The organism is Arthrobacter sp. B0490, assembly GCF_002929355.1.
Taxonomy (GTDB): Bacteria; Actinomycetota; Actinomycetes; order Actinomycetales; family Micrococcaceae; genus Arthrobacter_D.
This window is the reverse complement of record NZ_PJIR01000001.1, coordinates 237781-256112: the sequence shown is the minus strand read 5'-3', so window position 1 is coordinate 256112 and position 18332 is coordinate 237781. Positions and strand designations below refer to the sequence as shown.

Here is an 18332-nt window from a genome sequence, read left to right as displayed (position 1 = left end):
GCCGTCAGTAGCCCAGAAAGGCGTCCGTCTTCACGCGTGGAACGCCCGCCTCGCGCACCGCCGAACGGAACTCTTCGATGAACCGCGGCGAGCCCGAGACGAGGACCGTGCGCCTGCGGAGGTCCGGCACCGCAGCCAGCAGGTTGCCGGCCGTCGGGTCCGCCCCGGCGTGGGTCCACGCGCCGGGCAGCGGCGGGACGTCGCCCCCCGACGGCAGGAAGAGCACCACCCGGGCCCCGAGGTCGGCCAGCTCGTCGCGGAACGCGATCTCCTGCTCGCCCCGCACCACGTAGACGAGGACGACGTCGCGCGTCTCACCCCGGGCGGCGAGGTCCCGGAGCTGGCTGAGGAACGGGGTGATGCCGATGCCGCCGGCGGCGAGCAGCAGCGGTACCGATGGGTCGCGCGGCAGGCGGAAGTCCCCGCCGACGAGCGTGCCGGTCACGCGAGCATCTTTCGGCAGGTCGAGCAGGGCCTTCTTGAACGAACTGCCGGATTCGGTGGTGCGCAGCCCGAAGGTGACGGTGTCGCTCTGCTGGGGCGCGGAGGTGATGCTGAAGACCCTCCTGCTGCCGCGGCTGTCCGCCCTCCGGTGCGGCATGCTCAGTTCCATGTACTGGCCGGCCCGGAACCGCACGGGTTTCGCCGGCGCGAAGGCGAGCTCGGTGCTGGTCGGCGTGAGCCGGCGCGACCCCGTGAAGGACAGCCGTACGCCACGGCGCTGTCCCATGAGGAACGCCACGGCGTTCCCGATGACGAGCGCGAACTCCGGGCCGAGGAACACCGGCCCGACCGACAGTTGCAGCGCGAAGACCACGGCGACGACGGCCGCGAAGACCCACTGCTGCCAGCGCAGCGGCGGGAGGGTGAGGGGCTCGGTCATCATGAAGCCGAGCAGGAACAGCACGGGGTAGGAGGTCAGGACCAGCTGGAGTCCTGCCCCGGGGGCCATGCCGCCCTGCACGAGTCCGACCAGCAGGATGCCCAGCGCCACCCCGAGGAACACCGCTCCCATGGAGAGCTTCCGCGTCCGGTACAGCAGCAGGGCGGCGCCCACGACGACGACGGGCAGCATGTAGGCGTTCGCGACCCACCAGGCCGCCGCCCCGACCCCGAGCAGCGTGGCGACCACCGCGCCGGCCGCGGCCGGGTTGAAGATGTGGCGCCCGCGGAAGGCCAGGAGGAACTTCGACGCGCCCGCGGCGAGACCGGCCACGAGGATCCCGCCGAGTCCCGCAGCGGTGCTCGACGGGAACATGATGAGGAAGACGATCAGCCCCGTGATGAGCGAGGACTCGCCGTGCGGCCGCAGCCGCAGGATCAGGGCCATCAGGCGGGTGCCGATGATGGTCCCTCCGACGGCGGCGACGAGCGTGCCGCCGAGCTCGGCCGGCGTATAGGCGAGAAGCCCGGCCACCGACAGCACGAGGGCCTCGGCGGCCAGGACCAGGAGCAGGGTCAGGGTGAGCCGGTACAGGGTGATGCGGCCCAGCAGGCCGTCGAGTACTGCGGTCATGTGAACAGGGCTCCTTGGAGGGCGGCGGACGTGCGGGCGCGACCGTCCGAGTACACGAGGACGTAGTCGAAGTCGAAGACTCGGGCGAGGTCTGCGGGGTCGGCGACGAAGAGGGCCGTGCACAGGCCGTCGGCGGTCATGGCGTCGTCGGCGAGGACCCATGTGGCGACGACCGTGTCGACGCAGCGGCCCGTCCGCGCGTCCAGGACGTGGTGGAGCCCGTCGCCCCAGACCCGGCGATTGGACGCGGACGCGCACAGCGCCGCGGAACCGAGGTCCACCGTGCCGATGGCCGAGGACGCGTCGTACGGGTGCTCCAGGCCGATCGTGATCGTTCCTGTGGCGGCCCGTCTCATGTCCCCGCTGGCATCGACGATCACGTCGGAGTGGCCGGCGGCCACCAGGTACTCCAGCATCAGGTCCACGAGCTGGCCCTTCCCGGCGGCCCCGACGTCGAGGAGGGCGGGCGCGCCCAGGGCGACGCCGTCGTCCGTCCACGTCAGGAGGCCGTCCCAGGTGCGGGAGGGTTCGGGCCCCGCCGTGGGCACGAACGAGTACGCGGCGTCGTACCCGAGGGCGGCGAGGCGCTCGCCGACCAGCGGCGAGACCCCGCCGCCGGTCACGTCGTGCAGGGTGCGCAGGAGCCGGCCGAGGTCCGCGCCGTGGGCGGGCAGCGGCAGGAAACCTCCGGAGGCGGCGAGGGCCGAGACGCCGGAGTCCTCGCGGAAGCGGGAGTAGAGGGCGTCGTACTCCTCGGCGAGGCGCAGGACGTCCGCCCGCTGCTCCGCCACCAGCGGCGCGCCGGTGTCGACGCGCCAGCGGGTGCCGATCGCCTCGAAGCTGAAGGAGTCCGTCACGCCGGTGCCCTAGAGCTGTGCTTCGCTCTTGATCTTGCCGGTCGCCTCGTTGAACCCGCCGCTGGTGAGCGAGGAGCCGGCGACCTTGTCGACGGCGAGCTCGTCGAGCTTCTTGCCCACGATCGCGTCCGAGATCCCGCCCGCGAACCGCTCCTGGTACATCGTGGTGGTGGGGTTGTCGGGCATGGGCTCCACCTCGACGGCGGTGACGACGTCGGCCTCGAGGGTGATCGTCACGCCCACCTCCTCCGGTCCGGCCGGGGACTGGTAGGAGCCGGTCTCGGTGTAGGTGCCGTCCTCGTACGCCTGCCCGGCGGCCGCTCCGGTGTCCGGGGCGCTGCCCGCTTCCGTCGTCGACTCCGCCGGTGCCGCCTCCTGCGACGCGCCCTCTCCTGTCGGGGCCTCGGGGGCGGGAGGTTCGGCCTCGGCGCCGGCGCAACCCGCAGCACCGAGGATCGAGACCGCGGCCAGCGCCGTCAGGACGCGCCGGGAGAGCCGGACGCCTGCCTGCCCGGTCCGTACGTCGGTCCGCGCAGCGGGGAGGGTGTCGGGAAGGGTGCGGGTCGGGCGTTCGGTCACTGGGTGCTCCTGTGGTCGCCGGGTCGGGCCGGGCGGGATGGCCCGGCCCCGAAGTGAAGGTTGAAGATCGAACTAACGTGCCTGCTCCGTCCAACGTTCTACCACTGCATTCGTTTCCTCCGGTCCTCCGGACTGTTGCACGGAGTCTAGGAGACCTCCCCGGCCGGAACCGCGGAGGTGCGGGGTTCCCGGCCCGGATCGCGTCGGGCCTCGGCCCCGTCCCCCGAATCGGGTGCCGAGGTCCGCGCCGCTATGCTGGACGGGTGACTCCCGAAGAACTCTCCGCCGCTATTTCCGCCTGCCTGAAGGCCGCCGTCGAGGCCGGCGACCTCGCCATCGACCTCCCCTCGGAGGTGCGCGTCGAGCGACCGAAGAACCGGGACCACGGGGACTGGGCCACGAACATCGCCCTCCAGCTCGGCAAGAAGGCCGGGATGAACCCGCGCGAGTTCGCCCAGCTGCTCAGCGACCGGCTCGCGGGCATCGACGGCGTCAAGAGTGTCGACATCGCCGGTCCCGGCTTCCTCAACATCACGCTCGACGCGGGAGCGGCCGGAGAGCTGGCCCGCACCATCGTCGAGGCCGGCCCGGCCTACGGCACCAACGAGGCGCTCGCCGGCCACACCATCAACATGGAATTCGTCTCGGCCAACCCCACGGGTCCGCTGCACCTGGCGCACACGCGCTGGGCGGCGCTCGGCGATTCCATCGCCCGCGTCCTCCGGGCGAGCGGCGCACAGGTGACGACCGAGTACTACATCAACGACGCCGGCACGCAGATGAACAACTTCGCGGCCTCCGTCCACGCGACCATCACGGGCCGCCCGACGCCGGAGGGCGGGTACCCCGGGGAGTACATCGCCGACCTCGGCCGCACGGTGCTCGCCGCCCGCCCCGACGTCGCGGACCTCGACGACGACGCGGCGCTGCCGATCGTGCGGGCCCTCGCCTACGAGGCGCAGATGGCCGACATCGAGGAGACCCTGGCCGACTTCGGGGTGCACTTCGACGTGTTCTTCTCCGAGTCGGCGCTGCACGACGGCGGCGCCGTCGAGCAGGCCGTGGACCGCCTGCGGGAGCAGGGCCACGTCTTCGACGAGGGCGGTGCCGTCTGGCTCCGCACGACCGACTTCGGCGACGACAAGGACCGCGTCCTCATCCGGGCCAACGGTGAGCCCACGTACTTCGCCTCCGATGCCGCCTACTACCTCTCGAAGAAGGACCGCGGCTTCCCCGAGAAGATCTACCTCCTCGGCGCCGACCACCACGGCTACATCGGTCGCCTCAAGGCCATCGCGGCGTGTGCCGGGGACGACATGGAGCAGAACATCCAGGTCCTCATCGGACAGATGGTGTCCGTGAACGGCGCGCGGCTCTCCAAGCGGGCCGGCAACATCATCGAGCTGCGGGACCTGCTCGACTGGCTCGGCAAGGATGCGCTGCGATACTCGCTGGGACGCTCGCCGGCCGATTCGGCCATGTCCATCGACCCCGAGCTGCTGCGGAAGAACACGAACGAGAACCCCGTGTTCTACGTCCAGTACGCGCACGCGAGGACTCATGCCGTGGGGCGCAACGCCGTCTCCGCCGGTGTCGACACGGGCGCCTTCGACGCCGCCTCACTGGGTCATCCCACCGAGGGGGAGCTGCTGGCGGCCCTCGGCCAGTTCCCCGGCGTCGTCGCGCAGTCCGCGACCTTCCGCGAGCCGCACCGCGTGGCCCGGCATCTCGAGGTCATCGCCGGTACCTACCACCGGTGGTACGACGCCTGCCGGGTCGCGCCGCTCGGCGATGCGCCGGTCGAGGACGTCCACCGTTCGCGCCTCTGGCTGAACAACGCCACGCAGCAGGTCCTGGCGAACGGACTCGACCTCCTCGGCGTCTCCGCGCCGGAGAGGATGTAGTCGTGGGGTCCATCCAGGCATCACCGCTCGCCCCTGAGTGGCTGTCCCTTCCCGCCGATCCGGCCCGGCTCGACGCGAAGCTGTGGGCCGAGGACGTCGACCGCGGAGCCGACGGCGTCCTGCGGGTCGACGGCGTGTCCGTCGCCGACCTCGCCGAGCAGTACGGGACCCCGCTGTTCGTGGTGTCCGAGCAGGATTTCCGCACCCGCGCGGCGACGTTCAGGGATGCCTTCGACGAGGCGTTCGCCGACCTCTGCGGGGGAGTGGACGTGTTCTACGCCGGGAAATCCTTCCTCTGCACCGAGGTGGCCCACTGGGTCCGGGAGGAGGGCCTCGGGCTCGACACCTGCTCGGGCGGGGAACTCGCCGTCGCGCTGCGCGCCGGCCTTCCCGGCTCCCGGCTGGGACTGCACGGCAACAACAAGTCGGCGGCCGAGATCACCCGGGCCATCGACGCGGACCTCGGCCGGATCGTCGTCGACAGCATCCAGGAGGTCGCCCTCGTCGGCGACCTGGCGGTGCAGCGCGGCCGCACCGCCAACGTCATGCTCCGCCTCACGCCCGGGGTCCACGCGCACACGCACGAGTTCATCGCCACGGCCCACGAGGACCAGAAGTTCGGTCTCTCCCTGACCACCGACCAGGGTCCGGGCCAGGACGAGGGTCAGGACGAAGGAGAGGGGGGCGGCGCCTCCCCGGCGGCCCGCGCCGTCGCGGACGCCCTGGCCCACCCCGGCATCAACCTCCTCGGCGTGCACTGCCACATCGGGTCGCAGATCTTCGAGCCCGAGGGTTTCGAGCTCGCCGCGCAGCGTCTGCTCCGCTTCCTCGCGGACGTCCGCGACCGGCACGGCGTCGAACTGCCCGAACTCGACCTGGGCGGCGGCTACGGCATCGCCTACACGGAGGCCGACGAACCACGCCCCGCGCGGGAGATCGCAGGGGCCATGGCCGCCGTCGTCGGGTCGACCTGCCGGGAGCTCGGGCTGACCGTGCCCCGCATCTCGATCGAGCCCGGCCGGGCCATCGTGGGCCCCAGCACGTTCACCCTCTACACCGCCGGGACGACGAAGACCGTGCGCGTGGACGCCGCGGACGCCGGAGCCGAGGCGGCCCAGGACACCTCCGTTACGCACCCGCGGCGCTATGTGTCGGTGGACGGCGGCATGAGCGACAACCCCCGTCCGGTGCTCTACGGCGCGGATTACTCGGCCGTCCTGGCGTCCAGGACACCCGGGGCGCCCCCGGTGCTCTCCCGTGTGGTTGGCAAACACTGCGAGAGCGGTGACATCGTGGTGCGGGACGTCTACCTCCCCGAGGACACCGGAGCCGGTGACCTCCTCGCCGTTCCGGGCACCGGAGCCTACTGCTGGGTGCTCTCGAGCAACTACAACTACCTGACGCGTCCGCCGGTCGTGGCGGTCGTCGACGGCGTCGCGCGGCTGATCGTGCGCGGCGAGACCGAGGAGGACCTGTTCCGCAGGGACGTCCAGCGCGAGCCCGCCTCGCCAGGGAAAGCAGTGCACCCCACGGATTCAGGAGCATCACGGACAGCATGAACTCACCAGCCACACCCCCCGCGCGAGCCCTGCGCGTAGCCCTGCTCGGCTGCGGCAACGTCGGCTCGCAGGTAGCCCGCATCCTCCTCGAGGACGCGGAGAACCTGGGCCGCCGCGCCGGCGCCCCCCTCGAACTGACGGGCATCGCCGTCCGCAGCCTCGACGCCCGACGCGACGTGGACCTGCCGGCCGGGCTCCTCACGACCGACGCCGAGGCGCTCGTCGAGGACGCCGACATCGTGATCGAGTTGATGGGCGGGATCGAGCCGGCCAAGTCGCTCATCCTGCGGGCCATCGGGCACGGCGCCACGGTCGTCAGCGGCAACAAGGCGCTCTTCGCGCAGGACGGCCCGGAACTCTACGAGCAGGCGGACGCCGCGGGCGTGCAGCTGTCCTACGAGGCCGCGGTGGCGGGCGCGATCCCGATCCTCCGCCCCATCCGGGACAGCCTCTCCGGCGACCGCATCACGCGCGTGCTCGGCATCGTGAACGGCACCACCAACTACATCCTCGACCAGATGGACTCCACGGGCGCCTCCTTCGCCGACGCGCTGAAGGCTGCCCAGGACCTCGGCTACGCGGAGGCGGACCCCACGGCGGACGTCGAGGGCCACGACGCCGCCGCGAAGGCCGCCATCCTCGCCTCCCTGTCCTTCCACACCCGGTTCGCGCTGGAGGACGTCCACTGCGAGGGCATCACGTCGGTCACGGCCGACGACATCGCGGCCGCCGCCGAGGACGGCTACGTCATCAAGCTGCTGGCCATCGCGGAGATGCTGACCGACGAGTCGGGCGCCGCGGGCGTGGGCGTGCGTGTGCACCCGACGCTGCTGCCGCGCTCCCACCCGCTGGCGGCGGTCCGGGGCGCGTTCAACGCCGTCTTCATCGAGGCGGAGAACGCCGGCGAGCTCATGTTCTACGGGCAGGGCGCGGGCGGCACCCCGACCGCGTCGGCCGTCCTGGGCGATGTCGTCAGCGCCGCCCGGCGGATGGTGCTCGGCGGCCCCGGCCGGACGGAGACCACCACCGGCCACGTGCCGCCGCTGAGCATCGACGTCGTCCGCACCAGCTACTGCATCGGCCTCGAGGTCGCCGACCAGCCCGGCGTCCTCGCCCGCATCGCGCAGATCTTCGCCGAGAACGGCGTCTCCATCGAGACCATGCGCCAGCGCATCCACCAGGGCGGGCCCGACGGCGGCACCACCGCCGAGCTGCGGATCGTCACCCACCGCGCGCCGGAGGCATCGCTCGCCGCCACCGTCGAGCAGGTCGCCGCGCTCGACGTCATCACCGCCGTCTCGTCCGTGCTCCGAGTAGAGGGAATCTAAGTGGCCCACCAGTGGCGCGGAGTCATCCGCGAATACGCCGACCGCCTGCCTGTCACCGACGCCACCGAGGTCATCACCCTCGGTGAGGGGGGCACGCCCCTGGTCCATGCCCGGCACCTGTCCGAGCTGACCGGGTCCGCCGTGTATCTCAAGGTCGAGGGCATGAATCCCACGGGGTCCTTCAAGGACCGGGGCATGACCATGGCGATGACCGCGGCCGTGGCGGCCGGGGCCAAGGCCGTGGTCTGCGCGTCGACGGGCAACACCTCCGCGTCGGCCGCGGCCTACGCCACCCAGGCCGGCATCACGTGCGCCGTCCTCGTGCCGGACGGCAAGATCTCCATGGGCAAGCTGAGCCAGGCCATCGCCCACGGGGCGCAGCTCCTGCAGGTGAACGGGAACTTCGACAACTGCCTCGACGTCGCCCGGAAACTCTCCGAGGCCTACCCCGTGTTCCTCGTGAACTCGGTGAACCCGGCGCGCCTCGAGGGGCAGAAGACGGCGGCCTTCGAGGTCGTCGACACCCTGGGCGACGCCCCCGACTACCACCTCATGCCGGTGGGCAACGCCGGGAACATCAGCGCGTACTGGAAGGGCTACAAGGAGTACGCGGCGCCCTACGCCTCGATGCACTCCGGCGAGCTGCCCGCCGTCGCCACGCGCACGCCGATCATGTGGGGTTTCCAGGCCGAGGGCGCCTCCCCGCTGGTCAAGGGCCACCCGATCACCGAGCCGGACACCATCGCGACCGCCATCCGCATCGGCAACCCCGCGTCCTGGGACTTCGCCGTCGCCGCACGGGACGAGTCCGGCGGGATCATCGAGGCCGTGACGGACGAGGAGATCCTCGACGCGCACCGCTGGCTGTCCTCCCGCGAGGGCGTCTTCGTGGAGCCCGCTTCCGCGGCCGGCGTCGCGGGCCTCATCAAGAAGCACGCGGAGGGGCTCGTGCCCACGGGCAAGACGATCGTCATCACCGTCACCGGGCACGGCCTGAAGGACCCGCAGTGGGCGTTGCGCCTGGCGGACGGCTCGGACGTGGAGCCCACCAAGGTGGAGTTCGACGTCGTCAGCGTGGCCGCCGCGCTCGGACTCGAGGACTGACATGGCCGGGCTGCATGCCGCGCCGGCGTCCTCGGAGGTGCTCGACCTGCCGACCGTCGACGCCGGGCAGGACGTCCGGGTCACCGTCCCCGCCACGAGCGCGAACCTCGGGCCCGGCTTCGACTCCCTCGGCCTCGCGCTGACGCTGCAGGACACCGTGCGCGTGCGCACCACGACGTCGGGCACCACCGTCGTGCGGGCATCGGGGGAGGGCGTGGACGGGCTGCCGACCGACGAGAGCCACCTCGTGGCGAAGTCGCTGATCAGCACCCTGCACCACGCCGGACACCGGGCGCCCGGCCTCGAGCTCGACACGACGAACGTGATCCCGCACGGCCGGGGCATGGGCTCCTCCGCGGCCGCGATCGTCGCCGGGGTCCTCGCCGCGAACGCCCTGCTGCCCGTCGGCGAGCAGTTCGACGCCGCGCACCTGCTGCAGTGGGCGGCCTCCATCGAGGGCCACCCGGACAACGTGGCGCCGGCGCTCGGGGGATCGCTCGCCATCTCCTGGGAGAGCGGACATGCCTTCCACAGCACGCGCGTGGAGGTACGGCCGGATGTGGTCCCCGTCCTGGCCGTCCCCGATCTCGCACTGTCCACGGACAGCGCCCGCGCGCTCCTGCCGGCGTCCGTGTCCCATCGGAGCGCCGCCGCGAACGCGGGGCGCGCCGCGCTCCTCGTCCACGCGCTCGGAGCCGATCCGTCCCTGCTCTTCGCCGCCACGCAGGACGCGCTGCACCAGGACTACCGTGCGCAGGCCATGCTGCCGAGCGCCACGCTGCTGCGGAGCCTCCGCGCGGCCGGTTTCGCGAGCACCATCTCCGGCGCCGGTCCCAGTGTCCTGACCCTCGCCGTCGGGGAGGCCGGTGCGCGTGCTGCCGAGGAGGCGCTGCACGACCTGCTCGGGCAGGGCGACACGCCGGGGAACTGGCGGGTCCTCAGGCTCGCGGTGCAGCGCGAAGGTGCTAAAGTGGGAGTGCACCAAGGGTAGGAACCGCCGGGCGCATCATGCGCCCATCGGGACCAGCGTGTCTTCAAGCAATGACCGTGTCGTCCAGCAGACACCGTGTCCCATACCAGGCACCGCGTGCTGTTGAACGGGCCGTCCTCTTCTCCAGACCGCCGCGAAGCTGCAGATACGACCAGCAGTAGCACATCCTCCGGTGTAGCCTCCGACCTTATCTTTGTGCGTGCGGTCCCACCTCCCGCACAACGACATCCTCAGGCTTTCAGCACACCCAGCCCGGGCCGGATCGTTTCCGGCCCGACTGAAACCCGCCCGCTTCCCATGCGGCACGGGGCAAACCACCGCGGACCATCGATCAGGTGGCCGCCCGACGAGGGGGAAGGATCCTTCGTGACTGAAACCACTGACCTGTTACCAGGTGTGGCCACCCAAGACGCTGAAGCAACCGGCGCAACAACTTCCAAGAGCAGCGGCCTCGCAGGCCTGAAGCTCGCCCAGCTGCAGGCGCTCGCCGGCCAGCTGGGGATCACCGGCGGATCGAGGATGCGCAAGAGCGACCTCGTGTCCGCGATCTCCGACCACCAGCGCGGCTCCGCCGTCGCCGACCGGAAGACCCCCGCCGTCCGCAGCGAGCACAGCGCCGACGCAGAGCGTCCTGCCGTCGCCGGTGCCCCCGCCGCGGCCGAGACCCGGGTGCAGGACGAGCAGTCCGCCCCGGCCGAGCGCCAGCCGCGCACCCGCAACCGCAACCGCCGCGCAGGCAGCGACGGTGTCGTCTCCACGCCCGCCCCGGACGCCGTCGTTCCCGCCGAGCAGGCCGAAGCCCCGTCCCGCGACGCGGACACCTCCACGGACGAGCAGCAGGACCGCGGCGACCGTGACAACGGGGGACGCAGCCAGCGCAACCGCCGCAACCGCCGCGGCGAGGACCGCTCCGAGGTGCAGTCGGGCCAGGCCGAGGCGCAGAACGGCTCGCAGGGCGATGCGCAGACCGCCGGCCAGGGCGACTCCGCGGCCGACACGCAGCCCGGACAGCAGGGTGAGGGCCGCAACGAGCGCCGCACCCGGTCACGCAACGGCCGTGACGACAGCTCGAACAACTCCAACGGCACCTCGAACGGTTCCGGCAACGGCTCGGGCAACGGCTCGAACGGGTCCGGCAACACGTCGAACGGTTCCGGCAACGGCCCGGGCGACACCCAGTTCGACAGCGGCCGCAACGGCAGCGAGCGCAGCGACAACCGCGGCAACGGTGCGAACGGCGCGAACGACGACGACGGCCGCGGACGCAACCGCCGCAACCGCGCGAACCGCAACGGCGGCACGGGGAGCAACGGGCCCGAGGACCGCAACAGCCGGTTCCGCGACCGCAACGACCGCAACGACCGCAACGAGCGCCGCCGCGGACGCAACCAGCCCGACGTCGACGACGTCGAGGTCACCGACGACGACGTCCTGCTGCCGGTCGCCGGCATCCTCGACGTCCTCGAGAACTACGCATTCGTCCGCACCTCCGGCTACCTGCCGGGCCCGAACGACGTCTACGTCTCGCTCGCCCAGGTCAAGAAGCACAACCTGCGCAAGGGCGACGCCGTGGTGGGCGCCATCCGCGCACCCCGCGAGGGTGAGACCCAGGCCGCGGCACGCCAGAAGTTCAACGCCCTGGTGCGCGTCACCTCGGTGAACGGCAAGCCTGCCGAGGACCTGAAGGACCGCGTCGAGTTCGCGAAGCTCGTCCCGCTCTACCCCTCGGACCGCCTGCGCCTCGAGACGGACCCGAAGAAGATCGGCCCCCGCGTCATCGACCTCGTGGCCCCGATCGGCAAGGGCCAGCGTGGCCTGATCGTCTCGCCGCCGAAGGCCGGCAAGACACTCATCCTCCAGGCGATCGCGAACGCCATCACGATCAACAATCCTGAGGTCCACCTCATGATGGTCCTGGTCGACGAGCGTCCCGAAGAAGTCACCGACATGCAGCGGACCGTCAAGGGCGAGGTCATCGCCTCGACCTTCGACCGTCCCGCCGACGACCACACCACGGTCGCCGAACTCTCGATCGAGCGTGCCAAGCGCCTCGTCGAGATGGGCATGGACGTCGTCGTACTCCTCGACTCGATGACCCGTCTCGGACGCGCCTACAACCTGGCCGCCCCGGCGTCCGGGCGGATCCTCTCCGGTGGCGTCGACTCGGCGGCGCTGTACCCGCCGAAGCGCTTCTTCGGTGCGGCCCGCAACATCGAGAACGGCGGCTCGCTCACGATCCTCGCCACCGCGCTCGTCGAGACCGGGTCCAAGATGGACGAGGTCATCTTCGAGGAGTTCAAGGGCACCGGCAACATGGAGCTCCGCCTCTCGCGCAACCTCGCCGACAAGCGCATCTTCCCCGCCGTGGACGTCAACGCGTCCGGTACCCGGCGCGAGGAGAACCTGCTCTCGCCCGACGAGGTCAAGATCATGTGGAAGCTGCGCCGCGTGCTGTCGGGTCTGGAGACCCAGCAGGCACTCGAGCTGCTCACCAACAAGATCCGGGAGACGCAGTCCAACGTCGAGTTCCTCATGCAGGTCCAGAAGACCACGCTGGGCTCCAAGGACTCCGACTAGCACCGGGCAGCCGTCCGGGACGGGCCGGCCACTTCGTGGCCCGGTCGTCCCGGGCGGCTTCGTCCGTTAACCGGCACCCGGTGCCGGGCGGCGGGGAGAACCGGGCGTCGCCCGGCGACGCGGTTCTTCCCGCCCTCCCGATCTTCGTAGACTGGCTGCACAAAGCCGAAAGAGGTACACCGATGTTTGAGTCCATCCAGGGACTGCTCGACGAACACTCCGAGCTGCAGGACCAGCTCGCCGACCCCGCCGTCCACGCCGACCAGGCGCTGGCGCGGAGGCTCGGCCGCCGGTACGCGGAGCTCGGGCGCATCGTCGATGCCCACAACCGCTGGAGTGCACTCGACGACGACCTGCAGGCGGCACGCGAGATGGCGTCCGAGGACCCCGAGTTCGCCGCCGAGGTGCCCGTCCTCGAGGAGCAGCTCGCCACGGCGCAGGAGCGCCTGCGCCGGCTGCTGATCCCCCGGGACCCCAACGACAGCCGCAACGTCATCATCGAGGTCAAGGGCGGCGAGGGCGGCGACGAGGCAGCACTGTTCGCCGGCGACCTGCTCCGGATGTACGCCCGGTATGCCGAGTCCCGCGGCTGGAAGACCGAACTCCTCTCGGCCAACGAGTCCGACCTCGGCGGGTACAAGGACGTGCAGATGGCCATCAAGGGATCCTCGAACGATCCCGCCGAGGGCGTCTACGCCCGGCTCAAGTTCGAGGGCGGCGTGCACCGCGTGCAGCGCGTGCCCGTCACCGAGTCACAGGGCCGTATCCACACTTCCGCCGCCGGCGTCCTCGTGCTGCCCGAGGTCGACGAGCCCGAGGAGGTCGAGATCAGCCAGAACGACCTGAAGATCGACGTGTACCGGTCCTCCGGCCCCGGCGGGCAGTCCGTCAACACCACCGACTCCGCCGTCCGCATCACGCACCTCCCCACCGGCATCGTGGTCGCCATGCAGAACGAGAAGTCGCAGCTGCAGAACCGCGAGGCCGCGATGCGCGTGCTGCGCTCCCGCATCCTCGCCCACGAGCAGGAGAAGATCGACGCCGCGAACTCCGACATCCGGAAGTCGCAGATCCGTACCATGGACCGTTCCGAACGCATCCGCACCTACAACTACCCGGAGAACCGGATCGCGGACCACCGCACGGGCTACAAGGCGTACAACCTGGACGCCGTCATGAACGGCGATCTCGAACCCGTGGTGCAGTCCGCCATCGAGATGGACGAGCAGGCCCGCCTCGACGCCATCGGCGCGGACGAGTAGGCGTGGAGGAAGCCCTGCGGGCGGCCGAACGGCAGCTCCGGGACGCCGGCGTGCCCAGCCCCCGCGTCGACGCCGAACTCCTGGCCGCGCACCTGCTGGGCGTGTCCCGAGGACGGCTGCGCGCCCTGGCCCTGACCGGCGCGGCTGCCCCCGACGGGTACGCGGCGCTCGTCGACGAGCGTGCCCGCCGCGTCCCCCTGCAGCACCTCACCGGCACGGCGTCCTTCCGCCGCGTCGTACTGTCCGTCGGGCCCGGCGTCTTCGTGCCGCGTCCCGAGACCGAGACCGTGGCCCAGCTCGTGATCGACCGCGCCGCGGGCCTGGACACCCCGAAGATCGTGGACCTCGGCACCGGCAGCGGCGCGATCGCCGCGGCCGTGGCCGACGAGGTGCCCGGCGCGGAGGTGTACGCCGTCGAACTCAGCGACCTCGCCCTCGCGTGGGCCGGGCCCAACCTCGCGCCCTTCGGGGTCCACATCGTGCAGGGCGATCTCGCGACGGCCCTGCCCGAGCACGACGGCTCGTTCGACGTCGTCGTGTCCAACCCGCCCTACATCCCCGCCGACGCCGTGCCCCTCGAACCCGAGGTGGCGGAACACGACCCGCGGATGGCGCTGTACGGCGGGGGAGCGGACGGCATGGAGCTGCCACGCGCCGCGGCCCTCACCGCGGCGCGCCTGCTCGCGCCCGGCGGCTACTTCGTGATGGAGCACGCGGAGGTGCAGGCGCCCTGGATCGCCGGGTTCCTCGAGCAGATGGGTCGGTGGACCACGGTGACGACCCATCAGGACCTCAGCGGCCGCGATCGCTCGACGAGCGCGGTCCTCGCAGGCGGGGAGCCGACGACGACGGGAGAGGCACCACGATGACGGAGCACAGCATGCAGACGGACACGGACACGGACGCGGACACGGACACGGACACGGACACGGACACGGACACGCACACGCACACGGACGCGGGTGCCGAGACGGACACCGTCGCCGTCGCGGCCGTGACCTACGACCGGCACGAGGAGCTCGCCCAGCTGCTGAGGTCGCTCGCGGTCCAGAGCGCGCCCATCGCCCGTGTGGCGCTCGTGGACTCGGGGACGAGGCCCGCCACCGCCGTCGTCGACGCGGCCACCGCCGCGGGCGGCACCATCCACTACCTCCGTTCCGAAGCGAACCTCGGCGGGGCCGGCGGGTTCGCCTTCGCCATCCTCGCGGCCCTCGCGAGCGGCGCCCGCTGGATCTGGCTCATGGACGACGACGGGCACCCCGAGGACGAACGCTGCCTCGCCGAACTGCTCCGTGCGGCGCACGAGCACGACCTCGACATCGTGAGTCCGCTCGTCGCGGCGACGGACGACCCCACGCGGCTGTCCTTCAACTTCCGCATCAACGGACTGCTCACGAACGACCGCGCGACCCTCGAACCCCTCGGCTACCTGCCCGGCATGGTGCACTTCTTCAACGGCGCCCTCATCCGCTCTGACGTCTTCTCGAAGATCGGGCTGCCGGACATGAAGTACTTCATCCGCGGCGATGAGGTGGACTTCCTCGCGCGGGTACAGAAGGCGGGCCTGAAGTACGGCACCCTCGCGACCGTGGCCGTCCGGCACCCGGCCACGTGGTCGGAGATGAAGCCGATCTTCGGCGGGTTCATCACCCCGGTCATCCCGGAGGGGGACTTCAAGCGGTTCTCCTACTTCCGCAACCGTGCGTACAACGCTCGGAAGTACCGCAACCTGCGCTGGTTCGGTGCGGACGTCATCGGCTTCCCGTACTACTTCCTCACGCAGCGCGACCTCCGGGGTCTGCGCGCGTGGTTCGCGGCGTACTCCGCGGGGCTGCGCGGCACGGGCTTCGGTCCGCCGCCGTCGTCCTGACCGTGCCGGGGATCCCGCCGATGTGCGGAGGCCCGGGTCGCAGTGGAAGGATGAACCGGTGACCACCAGCTACGACTGCTCCGACCCCGCCCAGCGACGCGAGGGCCTCACCGCCGCGCAGCGCGCCGTCTCGCTCAAGCAGTGCGTCGTCCTGCCGACCGACACCGTCTACGGCATCGGCGCGGACGCCTTCTCGCCCCAGGCCGTCGCGACCCTGCTCGCCTCCAAGGGCCGCGGCCGGAACATGCCGCCGCCCGTCCTCATCCCGCGGATCCAGACGCTCGACGGGCTCGCGACCGACGTGCACCCGGACGCCAGGGCCCTCGCCGAGGCGTTCTGGCCCGGCGGGCTCACCCTGATCTGCCACGCGCAGCCCTCCCTGACGTGGGACCTCGGCGACACCCTCGGCACCGTGGCCCTCCGTATGCCCGACGACGAGGTCGCGCTCGAGCTGCTCAGGGTGACCGGGCCGCTCGCGGTGTCCTCGGCGAACAGGACGGGCCAGCCGGCGGCGACCACCGCGGCCGACGCCGCCCGGCAGCTCGCCGAATCGGTGGCCGTCTACCTCGACGCAGGACCGCGGACCGCGGCCGACGGGACAGGGTCGACCATCATCGACGCCACGGGCGCGACGCTCACCGTCGTCCGCCAGGGCACCATCCCCCTCGAGCGCCTGCGCGAGGTGGTGCCGGGCATCCTCGGCCTCGACGAAGCCCCGGCGGACGGCGACACCCGGGCGGACCACGACGCCGGAGCCGCCTCCGCCTGACGGCCGTCAGGCGGGGGCGCGCCCGCTCGCTCGCCCCTGTCGCGCCAGCACGCCGCGCACCCCGTGCACCGGTGCGAGGTCCTGCTCCACGGCCCACCCGGGCACCTGGTCCTGCCCGAACCACAGGAGCTCCACCCGGCGCACCTGTCCGTCGAGGCGCCCCCGCAGGAGCGCCGACAGCGCGTAGCCGCCCGCCACGGCCAAGCGGCAGGCCGCCGCGGGCAGCAGCCGCGGACGTCCGCCCGCCGCCTCGAGGACCGTGCGGACGCTGAGGCCCTCCCACGGCTGCAGGACGATCGGCGGGACGTCGCCCTCGCGGCGTCCGACGGCGAGGACGAGCTCCGCGAGGGCGTCCACCGAGGTGATCGGCGACGGCGCGGTACCGGGAGACGCCACCGAGGCGAGCGGGGACCGTGCGAGCCGCACGAGGGCCGCCGTCGTCGGGCGTCCGGGGCCCTGCACCGAGGTCGCACGGACGGTCACCACGGACAGCGCGGGTTCCCGCGCCGCCGCGAGCGCAAGTGCCTGCTCGCCGAGTGCCTTGCTCCGCGAGTACGCGGAGAACGGGCGCACCGTGTCCGTCTCGTCGAGCCAATCCGTCCTGCCCTGCACGGCAGCGCTGCTCAGGTGGATCAGGCGGGCAGCCCCGGCAGCCGCGGCGGCGCGTGCGAGGACGGCCGGAAGCAGGGCGTTCGCCCCGGACAGGTCCCCGTCCTCGGGAGCGGAGGGAGTGGCGAGTCCCGCGGCGTTCACGACGACGTCCTGCCTCCCGATCGCGGCCACGAGGCCGGAGACGTCGGTGTGCCCGGCCTCCTCCAGGAGGGCGTCCGGCGTCCGGGCGGAGGTTGTCAGGCGCGGCGCGGACAGCGGGCGGGCGTCGATCCCCGCGGCGTGCAGCGCGCGCAGGACCGACGAGCCGACGAACCCGGACCCGCCGAGCACCAGCCAGGTCATCGCGTACCACCGGTGGGCCGGGCGGTCCCCGCCGCTGCGGTCAGGGGCGGTTCGGGCTGCCAGCCGGCGTCGCGGAGGATCACGCGGGCGGCCCGCCAGCCCCGCCAGAGGGACGGCACGCCGGAGAGGGACCGTTCGACGGCCACGAGGCGTACCAGTTCCTTCCCGGCGGACAGTGCCGTCCCGAGGCCGAATCCCACGGGGTGGAACCGGCCGTGCAGGCGCAGATACCGGGCGAGGTACCCGCGGTTGCGCATGCCGCAGAACCGGGAGAGGTCGCTGGAGTCGTTGAGGTGGCGGACACCGAGGTCGACCTGCCGCTGGGCGCGGGTCTTGCGCAGCACGAACGCGTCGACGTACGCCACCGGGTACCGCCGCGAGATGAGCCACCCGTAGGTGAGGTCGTCGCCGTTCAGGAAGAAGCGCGCGTCGGGCAGCCCGATCTCCCGGACCACCTCCGCGGCCACCAGCATGCCCTCGAAGCAGCCCACGTTGGTGTGGAACACCGGGGACCGGGCGAAGACGTCCCCGCGCACCGGCAGATGGACGCCGAGGAACTCGTCGAGGAGGTGCTGCCAGAAGAACGGCTCGCCCGCGTGGTCGTACCGGCGCCCGTGGATGCAGGAGTAGCGGGCCATCCAGGGCCCGAAGGACGCGAGGGCGTCGGGCAGCACGACGACGTCGTCGTCCATGAGCCACAGCCACTCGGCACCCTCCCCGAGCGCACGGGACACACCGGCCGCGAAGCCGCCGGAGCCGCCGGCGTTCACGGGGAGGCGGTGCACGAGGACGGGCACGCGCGTCTCCCGTGCAGCCAGGACGTCCGCCGTGCCGTCGGTGCTGGCATTGTCGACGACGACCACGCCCGACGGCGCCGGATCGAGGGTGTCGATGGAGTCGAGGAGGTCCTGCAGATGGGCCGCCCGGTTGAAGGTGGTGATGACGATGAACACGCGCGGACTGTGGGCGTCGGGGACGTGCAACGTGGTCCTTCCGGGCCGCGCCAGCGCGGTGCGCAACGGGCCTGGCACGGGCGGGACGGCTAGTATTCTCGGGTAACAG

At 71.9% G+C, this 18332-nt stretch carries 15 protein-coding genes; 10 read left to right on the top strand and 5 right to left on the bottom strand.

What is annotated here, in order from left to right; genetic code table 11:
* Positions 1 to 4: 4 nt before the first annotated feature.
* The 3 genes from CXQ97_RS01210 to CXQ97_RS01200 are packed head-to-tail and all read right to left on the bottom strand — an operon-like array spanning position 5 to position 2952.
* Positions 5 to 1516: an FAD-dependent oxidoreductase gene (locus tag CXQ97_RS01210; RefSeq protein ID WP_104179020.1), complete on the bottom strand. Its 1512-nt coding sequence runs from the start codon at positions 1514 to 1516 to the stop codon at positions 5 to 7.
* On the bottom strand, positions 1513 to 2373 hold the full coding sequence (locus tag CXQ97_RS01205) for an FAD:protein FMN transferase (RefSeq protein WP_104179019.1): 861 nt from the start codon (positions 2371 to 2373) through the stop codon (positions 1513 to 1515). The genes CXQ97_RS01210 and CXQ97_RS01205 overlap by 4 nt, the downstream gene beginning before the upstream one ends.
* A 9-nt stretch (positions 2374 to 2382) precedes the next feature.
* A complete protein-coding gene (locus CXQ97_RS01200; protein WP_306739451.1) occupies positions 2383 to 2952 on the bottom strand; it encodes a hypothetical protein in 570 nt (189 codons plus the stop codon).
* A 263-nt stretch (positions 2953 to 3215) separates the two neighbouring features.
* Here CXQ97_RS01200 and argS point away from each other — a divergent pair, with 263 nt between their 5' ends.
* The 10 genes from argS to CXQ97_RS01150 all read left to right on the top strand — a co-directional run bounded on the left by argS (position 3216) and on the right by CXQ97_RS01150 (position 16316).
* Positions 3216 to 4856 (top strand): arginine--tRNA ligase, encoded by a 1641-nt coding sequence (argS, locus tag CXQ97_RS01195; protein WP_104179018.1) that lies wholly within the window; start codon positions 3216 to 3218, stop codon positions 4854 to 4856.
* A 2-nt stretch (positions 4857 to 4858) separates the two neighbouring features.
* Positions 4859 to 6415: a diaminopimelate decarboxylase gene (lysA, locus tag CXQ97_RS01190; RefSeq protein ID WP_104179017.1), complete on the top strand. Its 1557-nt coding sequence runs from the start codon at positions 4859 to 4861 to the stop codon at positions 6413 to 6415.
* Complete coding sequence (locus CXQ97_RS01185) at positions 6412 to 7743, top strand: homoserine dehydrogenase (RefSeq protein ID WP_104179016.1); 1332 nt, start codon at positions 6412 to 6414, stop codon at positions 7741 to 7743. The genes lysA and CXQ97_RS01185 overlap by 4 nt, the downstream gene beginning before the upstream one ends.
* Positions 7744 to 8847 (top strand): threonine synthase, encoded by a 1104-nt coding sequence (gene thrC, locus CXQ97_RS01180; protein ID WP_104179015.1) that lies wholly within the window; start codon positions 7744 to 7746, stop codon positions 8845 to 8847. It begins immediately after the preceding gene.
* 1 nt (position 8848) lies between these two features.
* Positions 8849 to 9838, top strand: a complete 990-nt coding sequence (gene thrB, locus CXQ97_RS01175) for a homoserine kinase (protein WP_104179014.1) — start codon at positions 8849 to 8851, stop codon at positions 9836 to 9838.
* A 366-nt stretch (positions 9839 to 10204) separates the two neighbouring features.
* On the top strand, positions 10205 to 12415 hold the full coding sequence (gene rho / locus CXQ97_RS01170) for a transcription termination factor Rho (protein ID WP_104179013.1): 2211 nt from the start codon (positions 10205 to 10207) through the stop codon (positions 12413 to 12415).
* Positions 12416 to 12597: 182 nt separating this feature from the next.
* Positions 12598 to 13677, top strand: coding sequence for a peptide chain release factor 1 (prfA, locus tag CXQ97_RS01165; protein ID WP_104179012.1), 1080 nt, complete (start codon positions 12598 to 12600; stop codon positions 13675 to 13677).
* Between the two features lie 2 nt (positions 13678 to 13679).
* The gene (gene prmC, locus CXQ97_RS01160; protein WP_104179011.1) at positions 13680 to 14546 is read left to right on the top strand and encodes a peptide chain release factor N(5)-glutamine methyltransferase; all 867 of its coding nucleotides are present in this window, start codon (positions 13680 to 13682) and stop codon (positions 14544 to 14546) included.
* Positions 14547 to 14557: 11 nt separating this feature from the next.
* Positions 14558 to 15547 (top strand): glycosyltransferase, encoded by a 990-nt coding sequence (locus tag CXQ97_RS01155; protein ID WP_104179345.1) that lies wholly within the window; start codon positions 14558 to 14560, stop codon positions 15545 to 15547.
* A gap of 58 nt (positions 15548 to 15605) precedes the next feature.
* The gene (locus CXQ97_RS01150; RefSeq protein WP_104179010.1) at positions 15606 to 16316 is read left to right on the top strand and encodes an L-threonylcarbamoyladenylate synthase; all 711 of its coding nucleotides are present in this window, start codon (positions 15606 to 15608) and stop codon (positions 16314 to 16316) included.
* Between the two features lie 6 nt (positions 16317 to 16322).
* Here CXQ97_RS01150 and CXQ97_RS01145 read toward each other — a convergent pair whose 3' ends face one another.
* Positions 16323 to 17270: an NAD(P)-dependent oxidoreductase gene (locus CXQ97_RS01145; protein WP_104179009.1), complete on the bottom strand. Its 948-nt coding sequence runs from the start codon at positions 17268 to 17270 to the stop codon at positions 16323 to 16325.
* Positions 17267 to 18223: a glycosyltransferase gene (locus CXQ97_RS01140; protein ID WP_258062116.1), complete on the bottom strand. Its 957-nt coding sequence runs from the start codon at positions 18221 to 18223 to the stop codon at positions 17267 to 17269. The genes CXQ97_RS01145 and CXQ97_RS01140 overlap by 4 nt, the downstream gene beginning before the upstream one ends.
* Positions 18224 to 18332 lie beyond the last annotated feature (109 nt).

Coding starts and splice junctions, on each gene's coding strand:
- CXQ97_RS01210 (WP_104179020.1), bottom strand. CDS start 1,516: ATGACCGCAGTACTCGACGGCCTGCTGGGCCGCATCACCCTGTACCGG.
- prfA (WP_104179012.1), top strand. CDS start 12,598: ATGTTTGAGTCCATCCAGGGACTGCTCGACGAACACTCCGAGCTGCAG.
- thrB (WP_104179014.1), top strand. CDS start 8,849: ATGGCCGGGCTGCATGCCGCGCCGGCGTCCTCGGAGGTGCTCGACCTG.
- CXQ97_RS01185 (WP_104179016.1), top strand. CDS start 6,412: ATGAACTCACCAGCCACACCCCCCGCGCGAGCCCTGCGCGTAGCCCTG.
- CXQ97_RS01145 (WP_104179009.1), bottom strand. CDS start 17,270: ATGACCTGGCTGGTGCTCGGCGGGTCCGGGTTCGTCGGCTCGTCGGTC.
- CXQ97_RS01155 (WP_104179345.1), top strand. CDS start 14,558: ATGCAGACGGACACGGACACGGACGCGGACACGGACACGGACACGGAC.